11 protein-coding genes are annotated in these 15,057 nt (G+C 56.0%); 6 read left to right on the plus strand and 5 right to left on the minus strand.

Features of this window, described 5'->3' with window-relative positions; genetic code table 11:
* The first annotated feature begins 3 nt into the window (after positions 1 to 3).
* From LOC70_RS00240 to LOC70_RS00255, 4 genes are all read left to right on the plus strand, one after another.
* Positions 4 to 1,341, plus strand: coding sequence for a metallophosphoesterase family protein (locus tag LOC70_RS00240; protein WP_230251251.1), 1,338 nt, complete (start codon positions 4 to 6; stop codon positions 1,339 to 1,341).
* Entirely contained in the window at positions 1,338 to 5,135 is a 3,798-nt protein-coding gene (locus tag LOC70_RS00245) for a YhaN family protein (protein ID WP_230251253.1), read from the plus strand. The genes LOC70_RS00240 and LOC70_RS00245 overlap by 4 nt, the downstream gene beginning before the upstream one ends.
* Before the next feature lie 250 nt (positions 5,136 to 5,385).
* Positions 5,386 to 5,601 (plus strand): hypothetical protein, encoded by a 216-nt coding sequence (locus tag LOC70_RS00250; RefSeq protein WP_230251254.1) that lies wholly within the window; start codon positions 5,386 to 5,388, stop codon positions 5,599 to 5,601.
* A 79-nt stretch (positions 5,602 to 5,680) separates the two neighbouring features.
* Positions 5,681 to 6,970, plus strand: coding sequence for a DUF1559 family PulG-like putative transporter (locus LOC70_RS00255; protein ID WP_390888972.1), 1,290 nt, complete (start codon positions 5,681 to 5,683; stop codon positions 6,968 to 6,970).
* 77 nt (positions 6,971 to 7,047) lie between these two features.
* On the opposite strand, the gene LOC70_RS00260 is transcribed toward LOC70_RS00255, so the two are convergent.
* From LOC70_RS00260 to trpB, 5 genes are all read right to left on the minus strand, one after another.
* Positions 7,048 to 7,950, minus strand: coding sequence for an AraC family transcriptional regulator (locus LOC70_RS00260; RefSeq protein WP_230251255.1), 903 nt, complete (start codon positions 7,948 to 7,950; stop codon positions 7,048 to 7,050).
* Positions 7,951 to 7,985: 35 nt separating this feature from the next.
* A complete protein-coding gene (gene coaD, locus LOC70_RS00265) occupies positions 7,986 to 8,522 on the minus strand; it encodes a pantetheine-phosphate adenylyltransferase (RefSeq protein WP_230251256.1) in 537 nt (178 codons plus the stop codon).
* A 6-nt stretch (positions 8,523 to 8,528) separates the two neighbouring features.
* Positions 8,529 to 9,731, minus strand: a complete 1,203-nt coding sequence (locus LOC70_RS00270) for an aminotransferase class V-fold PLP-dependent enzyme (protein ID WP_230251257.1) — start codon at positions 9,729 to 9,731, stop codon at positions 8,529 to 8,531.
* Positions 9,728 to 10,741, minus strand: coding sequence for a class I SAM-dependent methyltransferase (locus tag LOC70_RS00275; RefSeq protein WP_230251258.1), 1,014 nt, complete (start codon positions 10,739 to 10,741; stop codon positions 9,728 to 9,730). The genes LOC70_RS00270 and LOC70_RS00275 overlap by 4 nt, the downstream gene beginning before the upstream one ends.
* A 178-nt stretch (positions 10,742 to 10,919) precedes the next feature.
* A complete protein-coding gene (gene trpB, locus LOC70_RS00280; protein ID WP_230251259.1) occupies positions 10,920 to 12,143 on the minus strand; it encodes a tryptophan synthase subunit beta in 1,224 nt (407 codons plus the stop codon).
* An 82-nt stretch (positions 12,144 to 12,225) separates the two neighbouring features.
* On the opposite strand from trpB, the gene LOC70_RS00285 reads away from it, so the two are divergent.
* Positions 12,226 to 13,272 (plus strand): DUF429 domain-containing protein, encoded by a 1,047-nt coding sequence (locus LOC70_RS00285; RefSeq protein WP_230251260.1) that lies wholly within the window; start codon positions 12,226 to 12,228, stop codon positions 13,270 to 13,272.
* A gap of 95 nt (positions 13,273 to 13,367) precedes the next feature.
* A complete protein-coding gene (gene flgK / locus LOC70_RS00290) occupies positions 13,368 to 15,056 on the plus strand; it encodes a flagellar hook-associated protein FlgK (RefSeq protein ID WP_230251261.1) in 1,689 nt (562 codons plus the stop codon).
* The last annotated feature ends 1 nt before the right edge of the window (position 15,057 follow it).

Here is a 15,057-nt window from a genome sequence, read left to right on the forward strand (position 1 = left end):
CCATTGAGTCACCGTCGCATTCTTCACGCCGCCGACATTCACTTGGACAGCCCGCTGCAAAAACTCGACGCTTACGAAGATGCCCCGGTCGACGAAATTCGCGAGGCGTCGCGTCGAGCTCTGCAGAACATGACGCGGGTCGCGATCGAAGAACAAGTCGATTTGGTGGTCATCGCGGGTGACCTCTACGACGGGGATTGGCCCGATCAAAACACCGGATTGTTCTTCGTCGCGCAAGCCACCCGGCTGATTCGCGAAGGGATTCATGTCGCCGTCATTCGTGGCAACCACGATGCCGCGAATAAGATGACGTCGAATTTGCCGTTGCCGAAGAATCCCGATGGCTCGGAAATTCTGCTGAGTGAAAAAAAGGTGGATCAGCGCATTTTGGAGGACCTTGGCATCGCCATTCACGGACGCTCCTACGCCAAGCGAGCCGAAACCGGTGACATGGCGGGAGAGTACCCCCAACCGATTGGCGGTCTGTTCAACTTGGCATTGCTGCATACCGGACTGTCAGGCTTGGAAGGCCACGATCCCTACGCTCCCTGCTCACCTCAGCAGTTGGCGGACAAGGGTTACGACTACTGGGCATTGGGACACATTCACCAGCGAGGCGAGCACCAAATCGATGGGGCGGCTCCCGTGGTCTTCAGCGGCAATGTCCAGGGAAGACACATTCGCGAATCGGGGCCGAAAGGCTGCATCCTGGTCGACATCGATGATCGCAATCAAACGACGCGGCGGTTTGTGCCATTGGATGTGGTTCGATTTGAATCGTTCGAGGCCAACGCGTCTGATTGGAGCCACACCGACGAATTAATGGATGCTTACGAAGACTGGCTCAGCGAGCAACTCACGCAGGTGGATGATCGCTTGTTGGTCACGCGAGTGGTGTTGTCCGGCGATAGCTCGCTGCATCATCAATGGATGCGTGAACAAGCCAACTTAGAAGCTGGTTTACGAGCCGCCTCGGTGACACATGGTCACGGTCAAGTTTGGTTGGAAAGGCTGAAGGTTCGAACCACCGCGGAGCGGTCGAAAGCCTCAGCCGAGCGGTCGCAAGCCTTCGCGGAGCAGCCCCAATCCACGGTGTCGTCGACGGAATCGCCGAGCGATGGGCCGCTTCAGAGCATTTTGGCTGTGGTGGAACAACTCAAAACCGAAGGCGGCGACCTGGAATGGATGAACGATGAGATTTCACCCCTGTTGAAAAAGTTACCGGTGGAATTCAGTGGCGATCAATCGCTGGTTCGGTTGGACGACCAAAATGAACGACACGAATGGATCGACGCGGCCACGGCGGAGTTGATGGCACGATTGCAAGGAGGTGAGCGATGATCATCGAACGTTTGGACTTGATTGCATTTGGGCATCTGACCAATCGCAGTCTGGATCTTTCCGCAGGGCCCCATCGATTTCATTTGGTGGTGGGCGCCAACGAATCGGGCAAGTCGACCAGTTTGCGGGCCATCGCTTCGTGGCTGTTTGGGATGAAGAATCATGCCAGCAGCCATGACTTCTTGCATCCAGGCACCAAGCTTCGTGTCGGAGGCCGATTGGTCAAGCATCCGGGCGAAGCAAACGAGATCGCCTTGGATTGCATTCGACGCAAAGGCGTGAAAGGCAGCTTGCGAGGACCGGATGACAAAGCGGTGATCGAGGAGACCGAACTGCAGAGCATGTTGGGCGGGATCGATGAAGCTGCGTTTCTGTCTCGGTTTGGATTGTCCTATGAAGAGCTTCTTCGCGGTGGCGAGCAAATTCTTCGAGGCGAGGGAGAGCTGGGCGAAATTCTGTTCTCGGCGGGTGCGGGAATTGGTCGGTTTCGTGACATCTTGAATCAGTTGGGAACGGAAGCCAGCGACCGCTTCAAAGCGTCGGGAAAGAACCCGATTATCAACTCGCATCTAAAACAAATCGAAGAGATGCGGCGTGAGCTTCGAGACGCCCAGGTGCCTCCGGCGGAGTTCGCCGATTTGCAACAACGCGTGACCGAGCAAGAAACCGAGATCGAAGCGTGGAGAAAAGCATCGCTTGAATTGGCCAAACGGATCGGACGTTGTGAAGCCGCAAAGCAGGCTCTGCCGTTGATTCCTCGGTGGCGGGCAGCATCTCAGGAAATGGAGCTGGTCGGCGATGCACCTCGGCTCAGCGATGACTTCGAACAGCGACGTCGCGAATGGGAGAACGATCACCAACTGACGGATCGCGATGTGCAACGGTTGCGAAAGACCCAGGAAGAACTGACGCAGCAACTCCAAGAGATTGGGCACGACGAATTGATCGAGTCTTTTGAAAAAGAGATTCTGGATCTGTATCGAGAGTTGCCCGCCCGCGAACAGGCTGAGGTGGAAAAGCAAACGCAGCAGCAAGCGTTGAAAGCGTTGCAACGCGACATGCGATCTCAGCTCAAGGATTTGGCGATTGGCAATGCGGATGTCGAAGCCGGGGAATCGGGACCCGCCAACGGCGAAAGCGAATTGGCGGATCGCGTCGATTCGCTTCAGATCAGCGACTCGCAACGGACCAAGATCCAACGATTGGCCGGTGAATATGAGAAATTGGTTCAGCAGCGTGACGACTCTCTGGATCAGCTCGATCGAGCAAAGCGAGAGTTGCAGTTGGCCGAGGAGGCATTGGAAGCCACAGACGTTTCGGACCAATTCCAATTATTGGATCGAACGTTGGATGAGATCGGGGCTCCCGAACATCTGATTGAACCGGCCAGCCGATTGCAATTGCAGGTTGAAAAGCTGCGACGCGAATGCCAGACGACCCACCGGCGTCTGCGTTTGTCCGGCTCCAACGAAGAAGCGGATTGGAGGGCTGCGGTTGAGTTGCCGCTGCCATCAGCTTCTCAGTTGTCGGATCTGGTGAAGGCTCTGGATCAAGCCGAAGACGAAGTTCGGCTGAACCGAAGTCGCTTGGACGAGTCGCAGCGAAACCTTGACTCGGCCGAAGAAAAACTCGCTTCGTTGAAAGCCGATGCGAAAGACCTGCCCACTCCCGAGGACCTGATCCGTGCCAGAGAGCACCGTGATCAGTTATTGGCTTCTATGAAAGACGGCGCCGAGTCGCTTAGTCCGGAGCAATGGTTGGGCATGATCGCCGAAGTGGAGTTGGCGGTTCACCAAGCGGACTCCATTGCGGACGTTTTCCAATCGGAACACGAAGCAATCTTTCGCAGACAATCCGCCCAGAACCAATGCGACCAAGCTCAGCAATTGCTGACCAAACGGCAAACCACTTTGGATGCGTCGCTGCAGCAACTCAGCGAGGCACAAGAAGCCTGGAGCAGTGTCTGGAAAGCGATTGGCATCGCGGCCGAGTCGCCGGAAACGATGAACGGTTGGTTGACGGATCATCAGAAGTTGATCGCCCAGCACGCGGATCTGCTGGATGCGTGTGACGAGGTCTCGCAAGCTCATTCTCTAATTCGCCAAACGGTCGGGCGGCTGGAACAAGCCCTCGGTGTGGAGCCGTCCGGCGAGGCGGCACTGGAAACACTTGAGCAAACAGCGACAGAGCTACGGCGGTTGCATGATTTGGCTTCGACGACTCGCGAAGATCAATCACAGAAAATTCGTTTGAAAGAGCAGCGTGAACGAAAACACGACGAATTCCGCACCGAGATTCCAGGGTTGGAGTCGGTTCTGAAGCGTCGCCAAAACGCCTTGGATGATTGGAATCAGCAGTGGGACGAACTGACCGCTTCGTTGAATTTGACATCCAAGCCAGGGCCACAGGATGCGCTGTCGCTGATGGACGCGATCGCGGAGCTTGTACGGAAGAAGAAGCGGTGTGATGAAATCCAAATTCGCATCACGGAGATCAGCAACCAAACCAAAACGTTTTCACGTCGTGTCATTCGGCTTCAGGAGGCTTTGCAACCGGACAAGACTTCCGTCGGAGTTTCGGTGGATGGCGTGGGCGATGAATCGGTCGACTGGACGACACTCGCCAACATTATCAACGGCGCCCAGGAACGTTTGTTAAAAGAACGATCGGCTCGAAGTGTTCGGGAAGAGGTTCAGTTGCAGTCGAAGCAACGGAAAGATGAACTGGCAGCAGCCTGTGCTCAGATGGAACGATTGGCGATCACCCAACAACAATTGTGCGACGAGGCTCAGTGTGAATCTCCAGAACAGTTGTTGGATGCGGAAAAGCGTTTTCGACGTCGAAAAGAAGCCGCCGGCAAGTTGGCGGATCTGCAGGCACAACTGGAACACTGGGCCGCCGGCGAAGACTGTCAAACGTTTGTTGACTCGTTGAAAGATCGAGATCCCGTGTTGGTCGATGAAGAGTTGCGATCGCTTTCCAGCGAGAAAGGCGAATTGGACCAGCGGATTGAAGATGCGAGGGAAACCCTGGGCGGTCTACGAACCCAGCTCAAATCCATCGACGGAAGCGGCAAAGCATCCGCGTTGTCGCAGAAACTTCAGTTTCAACTTGGGAAACTGCAACGCGAATCCGAGGAGTACGTGCGGATTCGATTGGCGGCGTCGATCTTGCAACGTGCGATGGATCACTATCGCAATCAGAACCAAGAACCGGTCCTGAAGGAGGCGGGGGATTTCTTTGCAACATTGACCTGCGGTGAGTATCAATCCTTGCAAGTGGACTATGGTGACGGCGGGAAACCATCGTTGTTTGGTGTGAGAGCAGGTGTCGATGTGCCGGCCCAACGAATGAGCACGGGAACCGCGGACGCGTTGTACTTGGCTCTTCGATTGGCTTCTTTGAAACATCAAATGGCCAATGCCAACGCGGTTCCGTTGATCATTGACGACTGTTTGATTCAACTCGACGACCGCCGGGCAACCGCCGCGCTGCAGGTCTTTTCGGAATTGTCCAAAACGACGCAGGTCATCATGTTCACCCACCACGATCACCTGATTGAACTAGCAGAAAGCGCACTCAGTTCCGATCAGTTCCATGTGCATCGTTTAGACGGCAAGCTTCGGGCACGGAAAAAGCCCAGCAAGTCAAAAGCGACTAAAAAGCGAGCGGCTGAAAAGCAAAAGATGGTGAAAGAGGAAGAAGGCGAGTCCAGGCTCACAGACGATCTCTCGTTATCGGGACGAGCTCAGGAAGACACGCTTTTTGATTTTTCGTCGCTGGGAGAAGATTGAGGGGACAGCGCATCGCCTGGTCCTTTAGGGCTATTTGAAAACAGCATTTAGGTGGGTTTAGGATTTTTGTCGTTCCGTGGGTTGTCTAACACTTATGGCAGATTCGTGTTTTGCAGCCCATTTGGTGTGGTTTCACTCGGTCGTCAAGTTTTTAGATAAGGTTCCGCGTCAGTTGACCTGGGGTTAAGATCGAATGAAGAGATGTGTCTATTGAGCATCTGTTTTCATTTCTCTTGACGGTACCGAATTGATGAACCTTTCGTTTATGCGACGGAGAACGCTGGTTGCATTCAGTGTTTGTGCCTTCGCCGTGTTTTCTGCGGTGGGCTGTGAGTCGTCCAACACCTCGGGACCTCCCGCCAACGAGATCGAGCAGTATCTGGAAAACAATCCAGAGCATCTTGCGGATCCAAACGACTCGATGGTGGATGAATCCGCCGAGTTTGAAGCTGGTCGCGTCGACTAGATCGGCTTTCAGTCGGTCGCAAAAGCCGTGAAATGCTTCACGATCGACCTTCTTTCCTACGTCATATTTTGAAAGTCTTATGTTTGCAAAAGAAAAGTTCGCAGAGCCTTCTGCGCTCTCGCGCCGGGATTTGCCATGCCGCTCCAACTCGATTAGCCGTGGTTTCACGCTGGTCGAATTGCTAGTTGTCATCGCCATCATTGGGGTCCTTGTCGGGCTTCTGTTGCCCGCGGTTCAGGCCGCTCGAGAAGCTGCGCGTCGAATGCAGTGCAGCAACAACGTCAAGCAAATTGGTTTGGGAATCCACAACTATCACTCGGCATACAACGAACTGCCGATGAACCGCGGTGGGACATCCCGGGTTTCGGGAAGCACCGGCGACTCGGTTGTGCCTCGTCCGCTCGGAGGTGCCCTGGGCGGGAACAACCGATTCAACCGCAGTGCTTTGGTTCCCATCCTGCCGTTCATTGAGCAGCAGGGGTTGTGGGAGCAGATTGCCAATCAGTTCAAGGTCGTCGAACCGGCAGGATCGGATCTGTACTACAGCGCGTTTGGTCCGAACCCCGAGATGTCACTCTCGCACCACACGACCGCTCGCTACGATCCTTGGATGACCAACGTGGCGACCTACCGGTGTCCCAGCGATCCTGGGAATGGTTTGCCAGGACAAGGTCGGACCAACTTTGGAATGAGCCTGGGAGACGCACTAGGACAACAGAACACCGGTGGAATGCGTGAAGATGCTAACCCGAATCCCACCGAATATCCGCGTGCGAATGCATCAAACCGAGGTATGTTTCGTTCGCGAGTGGCTCTGAAGTTTCGTGACGTGTTGGATGGTTTGTCCAATACGATCATGGTTGGCGAGATGAACACCGATCTCGGTGACCGTCACAAGACGACTCAAGCGGTCAACGATGCCAACTTCGGTGCGACAATTATCAACACCCCTGGGTTGTGCGACACGGTCGAGATTGATCCTGAGCGACCTCAGTTCTGGGCTGCTTCGGCTAACTTTGCAGGCGGTGCTCAGATTCAACGCGGTTTGAAATGGGCCTGTGGTTTCCCGGTTTTCACGGCGATCACCACCATCTCACCACCCAACTCTGCGATCTGCAGCACGGGTGGCAGCACTTGGCAACCTGGACTCTATCCCCCGAGCAGTCGTCACCAAGGCGGTGTGCATGTCTTGCTCGGTGATGGAGCGGTCAAGTTTGTGACGGACTCGATCGAAGCCGGCAATCAATCTGCCGGCAACATTTGGTGGGGAGGATCCGGAGCCCGATCGCCAGGGATGCAAAGTCCGTATGGTTTGTGGGGGGCACTGGGTACGCGAGCCACGAAGGAAACGATCTCAGTCGATTTCTAAGTGATCGATTTGCATCGTTTCAGTTGATACTACGCGATGAGGCAACAGAGTTTGTTTCATCGCGTTTTTTATGATGTCTACCGGCAGGTTGATCGTTGGCGATAAGCCGCCGGGGATTGGCCGACCATGCTGGTGAAACGGCGGTAGAAAGTGGAGATGTCCGCGAATCCTGACTCGAACGCGACCGACGCGATGGGCAGGTCGGTTTCTTGGAGCAAACGTTTGGCATGTTCAATGCCGAGTTCTCGTACTCGCCGTAGCCACGTGGTTCCTGTCTGTTCGCGGAACAGTTGGGTGAAGGTTCGACGGGACAAGTTCAGCTGGTTGGCGGCCGCATCAATAGTGGTCGCTTCCAAGAAAGACGTTTGTAGTTCGCGAATGTAACGTTCAACGATTTCTGCATCACTCAGTTGATCTTCCGCGGTCGTGGATTCAGTGACAACTGCTTGCGACGCGTCGGTGCTGTCATAAGCGGTCACCCCACGAATCAATCGCCAAGCATCGATCATCATGTCGACTCCTCGTGATGAGGCCGCGAGGTCTTGCGTGTAGATCATGCGGCGCAGCGTCGACGCGACGAAGTTGGATTGGCGTGTTCCACCAACCAGTTTACTGGAAGCGATGTTTTCGGCTGTCGTCGGTTCGGCGGACAGAATCGATTGGCAGATGCAGCCCACATAGAGACTGGAGGGAGTGCCATCACCATCGCAGATACGGTTGCGATCATTCGGAGCGACCACGAACACGTCGCCGCCTTGAAAGCTCAGTTCCTGCTTGTTGCAGCAAAACGTTCCGGCACCGCTGAGAAAGTAAACGACCTTCAGAAAGCGATGCGTCCGCCACTGCATTGAAAAATCAGGAGCATGGTGGCTTTCCAGAACCAGCACGCCCCACGGCGGCAGTGCTTCGTTCATCGCCTCGCGAACTTGGCGAGCTCGCGTGGGTGAGTTCGGCTTCGCGGACGGATGCTTTCCTGTCATGGATGAAACTTGACGGAAGGAGCAGCTGAACAGATTCAGTTCGGAAGAGCGGTGAGCTTGGCTCGAAGCGAAGGAATGATTGCACGCGGAACAAACTTCGCCAGGTGATCATCGTCTTCGCTGAGCGCCGCGATTTGCTTCAGCAACGACGAACTGACATGAGCAAAGCGTTCGTCGGCCATCAAGAACACGGTCTCGATGTCCGCGTCCAACTGTCGGTTGGCCATCATCATGGTGAACTCGCCAGCGATGTCCGTCAGCGGACGAATGCCTCGCACCATCACTCCGGCACCCAGTGAGCGAACGAAGTCGACAGCCAACCCATCGAAGGTTTGGACTTGGACGTTGGGAAGGTGAGTGCAGATCCGCTGCACCAATTCGATTCGTTCGTCGGGATTGAATAGTGATTTCTTATCCGCGTTGATTCCGATCCCGATGACGAGCGTGTCAAAGAGTTTCGACGCACGTTCGATGATGTGCAGATGGCCGAGCGTGACGGGGTCAAACGAACCGGTGTAAACCGCGATGTTGTGCGACAGCTCATCCTTGGTGGCGGAGGGTTGCGAAGACAAAGCTGATCAATTCTGGTCTGAAGGAGAAGAAGCGTTGATGTCGGAAGACGAGACAAGTTCAGCCAATCGGTTCAGATCGGCGTCGTCATTATAGACATGGACGCTGGCTCGAACGCCGCCGCCACGGCAGCTGACCACCACACCGGTTTCCAATGCGCGGGCCCGAAAGCGATCCGGTGTTTCGCCAGGAATTTCGAAGGTGGTGATGGCGCTGGCATGCACGGTGTCATCCCAAGGCCCATGGATCAGCCTCGCACCACGCTGCGTCAGCAATTCGCGAAGTTTGCGGGCGCGTTCCAGCACGCGATTGCCGATGGCGTCGTGACCATGGTGGCGAGCAATCTGGCAAAACATTTCCAGGCTGGAAGCGAAGGACATCATGCCGGATTGATTCAGTGAACCGCCTTCGAAACGAGAGGCATCGCCACGAAGTTTGAATTCCGAACCGGAAAACAGATGAGCGTTTTCAACGCTGGCCCATCCCACGGTCGAGCAATGCAGGCGATCCAAATGACGTTTGCGAATGATCGCCACGCCGGCACCCTCGGGGCCCAATAACCATTTGTGCCCGTCGGCGGCAACAAAGTCGACATCGCAGGTTTGCAAATCCAGTGGGTACATCCCCAGTCCCTGGATGGCGTCTAAGAAAACCAGCACGCCTTTCGCATGGGCTTGCTCGACCAGTTCATTCAGGTTGACGCGAAAGCCACTGGCGTAGCCGACCCAGCTGACGGAGATCAAACGGGTCCGGTCGTCCACCCGCTCCATCAAATCGCTGACCTCCACCCGACCGTCGCGTCGAGGGACGATCCGAACTTCGACGCCTTTGCTTTGTTGGTTCAACCATGGGTAGAGGTTGCTGGGGAACTCGCCCTCCGGAACAACCATGTTGTCACCGGCTTTCCAATCCAATCCTTCGGCGACCAAATTGATCCCGGTTGTGGTGTTGGGAACGAGCGTGACTTCCTCACGTTCGCACTGGACCAGTTCGGCGGTCAGGTCACGCAAACGATTGACCGCGTTGGACCAATCCATCCAGTGCACATCGCCATGGGAAGCGGCGACGTCAGCGAACGACTTCAGAGCATCGGCTGCGGGTTGGCTGATCGGTGCAACGGCGGCGTGATCAAAGTAGGCCCATTTCTTCGTCACGGGCATACGGTCCCGCCACCACGACCATGGATCGTTTTTAAGATCGGCGTCACTCATGGTTTGAATCCGGTCATCAAACCGAGGCCCATGCGACTGGCTGCGATGAAGGTGAACTGAATCGATTCCAAACCGGCTTCCTTCATGCGTTCTTCGGCGTCTTTCAATGGCGGGACCGCGCCGCCTTCTGTTTCGATTCCAATGCGAAGTGCTTCGATGGATTCCGCCAACGTGGGGCGATGGGGGCCTTCGAAAGAATCGATGACGATCACGCGACCACCGGATTTGGTGGCCGACACGGCCCGCTGCAACATCGTTTGGATTTGTTCTGGGGCGTAGCTATTCAGCCGCTGAGCCAACAACACATGGTCGAATTGTTTGTCCGGCAGTTCACGCGTCAGTGGGTCGCCTTCAATGGCTTCGAAGCGATTGCCCAATTCGATCGAGTTGGCTGTGGCCACTGCCGATTCGAGTGCACCCAAATGATCGATCAATGTGACGCTGAGTTGTGGATCGCGGTGAGCCATCGCACAGCTCCAGACCGCGGATCCGCATCCCAGATCCAGCATGGTTTGCGGTCCCGAGTCATTGGCGACGAGGACGGTGCCTTCGCCTTCCTCGCTCGGAGTCGGGCCGAAGTCCAAAATCTCAGCAGCTTGCATGGCGGCTGGAGTATGCACCCACTGCGTTGCTGCGATGGAATCAAAACGCGATTGTGGGACCGCAGTGTCGGCGCCCGTTTTTCGATCGTTCTTGAGCGCGGAAGCGGTGGTGTTCCATAACGCGTCGCCAAGGTCCGAGTCGTATTGGCAAAGCAAGCGAGCGACGGACGAGATCGCGAAATCGTCTTCGTACTTTTCGATGATTCCAACCGAAGTCAGCGGACGGAGCAGCAGGTTCAAGCGAGCTTCGGAAACGCCGGTTTTCTCCGACAACACCTCGATCGTTTTTTGTCCTTCGAGCAACGCATCGAACAGCCCGAGTTCTCGCCCGGCTCGCAGCACGTGCGAGGTCGCGTTGATGGTCATCAATTCCTGGTAGTGATCCAGCGTTCGGTCTTGGGCGGACATGCAATCAAATTCAAAGAGAGAGACATTGGGGCGGTGTGGTGCGAAGCCACGTTGCCTTCGGCGAGGAGAATTCCGCCTGTTCAACCAACGGATGAACAGGCGTTGCCAAGAGGCTTGGAGTACGAAAGGCGATGGTGAGTCGATCAAACGCCGGAGAGTCCGCGCGTGTTGATCGGTGTCACCATTCTTCGCCGCGTAGACGAGCGATTTCCATGGAGTCCTTGTCACCTCGACCGGACAAGCAAATCACCAAGTGTTCTTGGTCCGACATCTTGCCGGCCAATTCGATGGCTTTGGCGACGGCGTGTGACGTTTCCAAAGCGGCCAAGATGCCTTCGCTGGACGCCAGCTTTTCAAAAGCCTGCATCGCTTCGTCGTCACGGCAGTCGATGTAGTCCACTCGTTTGGTGTCTTTCCAGTAACTGTGTTCTGGACCCACACCGGGATAGTCCAAACCAGCGCTCATCGAATGAACATCGCAGGTTTGTCCGTCGTCGTCCTGCATCACGTAGCTGTAACTTCCGTGCAAGACACCCGGGTGACCATACGAAAGCGGTGAGGCGTGATCGCCGGCAGTCGCCGATCGTCCGCCGGCTTCCACTCCGACCATCCGAACGCCTTCGTCTTCCACAAACGGATAGAACATTCCCGCCGCGTTGCTACCACCTCCGACGCAAGCGACGACGCAATCAGGCAAACGCCCAAACGAGTCGCGACACTGTTCGCGGGTTTCGCGGCCGATCACCGATTGAAAATCCCGAACCATCATCGGGAACGGGTGGGGGCCAATCACGCTGCCGATGATGTAATGAGTGTCTTCCACCGAGGCCATCCAATCACGCATGGCTTCGTTGACGGCATCGCGGAGGGTGCGGGATCCCGACTCCACGGCTGAGATGTTTGCACCCAACAATTTCATGCTGAACACGTTAGGCTTTTGTCGACGAATGTCTTCAGCGCCCATGTAGACGGTGCAAGGCAGGCCAAAATGAGCACATGCCGTCGCGGTGGCCACACCGTGTTGTCCCGCACCGGTTTCCGCGATGACTCGCGTTTTTCCCATGCGAAGCGTCAGCAAGGCTTGGCCAATTGTATTGTTGATTTTGTGAGCGCCGGTGTGATTCAAATCCTCTCGCTTCAGCCAGATCTGAGCCCCCCCGACGGAGGCGGACAGTCGTTTGGCGTGATAGAGCGGACTGGGGCGACCGACAAACGTTTTCAGCAACCCATCCAATTCGCGTTGGAATTCCGGATCACGCTTGGCCTTTTCGTATTCTTCGGAAAGTTCGTCGAGCGCACGCGTGAGTGTTTCAGGAACAAATCGACCTCCGAAATCTCCGAAACGTCCTCGCGGATCGGGGACTTGGGCGGAGGCGGGTTGCTGCGACGGGGCGGTGCTCATGAGGGGATTTCAGCGGGAATGACGAAATGGGGTCGAAAGCTTCCTTAACCGAATTGTCACTGGAGAACAAAACTTGGTCAACGTGAAGCCGGACAACGAGAACGGGAATACGGAGTCATCTGCCGAGGAACGCTTGCGACCGCAGAGCGTGTTTGGCGTGGACTTCAGCGGCGCGGCTCAGTCCGGCAAGAATGCGTGGCTGGCCGAACTGGAGTTTTCCGACCGACCATCGCCCGCGAAACATGTTCCCGGGCAAGAGCCACTTCGTTGGGGGCGGAACCAACCGCAGCAACTTCCGCCGCTGACGCTGGTGAACTTGCAGTCGCTCGGCACGCTGGCTGAATCAGACGAACGTGAGCAGGTTTGCGCTTGGCTTTCAGGTCGGATCGTGGAAAGCGAGAAAGCTCTGTGGGGAATGGATTTTCCGTTCGGTTTGCCCGTCGAGCTGGGACTCGGCAATTGGAGAGATCAACTTCGACACGTGGCAGCTCACGAGGGCGACGCGAAATCTTATGGTCGGTCCTTGGTCGAATTGGCGGAGTCGCGATTGGCGGCGGGATCCAGCGGTACCGACGAATCGATTGGAAAGGTGTCGCCAACCAAACACATCCGACGGCAAACCGACCGAGAAACCCAAACGCCGTTTGATTGCTATCACTACCGAATCATCTATCAAACGTTTCATGGCATGCGTGACGTCTTGCAGCCCCTGGCGGCGAATCCGTCGACGGCAGTCATGCCGTTTCAATGTGCCAAAATGCGATTGGATACCAGACGACCGCTGGGCGAGACGGCTTGGGCGGATGGGCCCATTAGCCGGGTGGTGGTGGAAGCGTGTCCGTCATCGACGTTGAAACGGATGGGGTGGCCACATCAGCAGTACAAGCAGCCCGATGCCAAGGAGGTGGACTCCGCGAGGCTGAAGAACCGCCAGAACATCCTGCTCGGGTTGAAAGAGTGGGTTCGGATCTCGCTGCAACACCGCGCTGTCATGCTTCAAAATCCCGGCGGCGACGCTTTGGATGCGGTGCTCGCGGGGTTGGGGGCGTGGCTGGGATGGCAGCGAGCCGACCACAAAGCGATCTGCGGCCACAAACGATATCCCAGCGAGGGATTCGTTTACTGTTGAAGCGATTGCGTGAAGTTTAACGGCGGTGCCCGCCGATACTCCGAATAAGCGCCTGCGCGCACCTAGCTTCGGTTTCACCAATTCGCGAGACGATCATGGGGCTGTTCGGCACCATCCAACAATCCAAAGGGGCATTGGACGTCGCCCAAATCGGTTTGCAGGTGGTTGGCAACAACATCGCCAACGCCAATACCGATGGCTACATCCGCCAACGATTGGAACAGACTCCCGCGGTGGCTTACCGACGCGGCAGTTTGATCCAAGGCCACGGTGTTCGCGCGACCGGCGTGAAACAGGTCATCGATCAGCAGTTGGCCGAGCGGATGTTCAATGCGAAAACCGGTGCGGCCGGTGCCGATGCGCTCAGCGAAGCCTACACGCAATTGGAAACGTTGATTTCGGATTTGGATGGCGGTGGTTTGAACGAACAGTTCAGCTTGTTCAACAACGCCCTGCACGATTTGTCGACTCAACCGAACGATTCCGCGACGCGCGAATTTGTGATCATTCAGGGCCAAGCCCTGGCCAATCACATGCAGCAGATTCGAACGCGTGCCGGGCAGATGCAAGACAACTGGAACGCCGAGATGGATGACGCGGCGACCCAGATCAACCGACTGACGGAACGCATCGCTCAGTTGAACGTGGAAATCGCGACCATCGAAGGTGGCGGAACACTCGGAAGCGATGCCACCGGATTGCGAGACCAACGCTACCGTGACTTGGAAGAGCTAGCCAGCTACGTCGATATCAATTTCCAAGAGCAAGCGTCCGGCAACGTCAGCGTGTTTGTGGGCGGTGACTACTTGGTCGCAGATGGAAACCGACGCGAGGTCTACGCTGCGTTCGATGAAGACGCCGGCGGTCTGGAAGTGCGGATTCTGGAAACCGATGCACCGCTTCAGGTATCAGGTGGATCGCTCGGCGCCGCGATCGAAGCTCGCAACGGCATCTTTGGCGAGTACGTCAAAGACCTGGATCAGATGGCTTCCTCGTTGATTGAAGGTGTCAACCGAGTTCATTCGCAGGGACAGGGACGCACCGGTTTCTCGTCCGTCGTGTCCAGCAATCCCAGTGAAGCCGGTGTGCCTCTCGGCGATGCTGGGTTGCCCTTCGAACCCAACAATGGCAGCTTCGATTTCAACATTGTTGATGCGGACGGTGAGCTGATCAGCACGACCCGAATCGATGTCGGCAACCTGGGCACTGTGAACGATTCAACGATCTCATCCATCGTCGCGGACATCAACGCGGTCGATGGTGTGACGGCCTCGATTTCCGGTGACGGACGCATCCGAATCGATAGCGATTCACCAACCGCGAATTTTACCTTTGGTGAAGACACCAGCGGCTTCTTGGCAGCCGTCGGGTTGAACACGTTCTTCACCGGATCGTCCGCGGTCGATATCGAAGTCAATCCTGTGGTGCGAGAGAACATCGACTTGTTGGCAATTTCCAGCGGCGGAATCAACCAAGACACCAACACGCTTTACGAGATGTTGGATCTCGTCGACAAACCGTTGGAGTCGCTGGACAATCGGTCGATCCGTGGGCTACATGAGCAAACCCTGGCGGCGCTGGGACGTGAAATCAGCGTTCAAAAAAGTGCGACCGAAGGGCTGAATGATTTGTACGCCTCGCTGCAGAGTCAGCACCTCGCAATCACCGGGGTCAACATCGACGAAGAGTCGATTAAGATGATCTCGTACCAACGCGCGTTCCAAGCTTCCTCGCGTGTGATTTCGACCGCAGCGGAAATGCTGGACATCCTGTTGGCAATCTAAA

Origin of the sequence: Rhodopirellula halodulae, assembly GCF_020966775.1 — a bacterium.
GTDB classification, from domain to species: domain Bacteria; phylum Planctomycetota; class Planctomycetia; order Pirellulales; family Pirellulaceae; genus Rhodopirellula; species Rhodopirellula halodulae.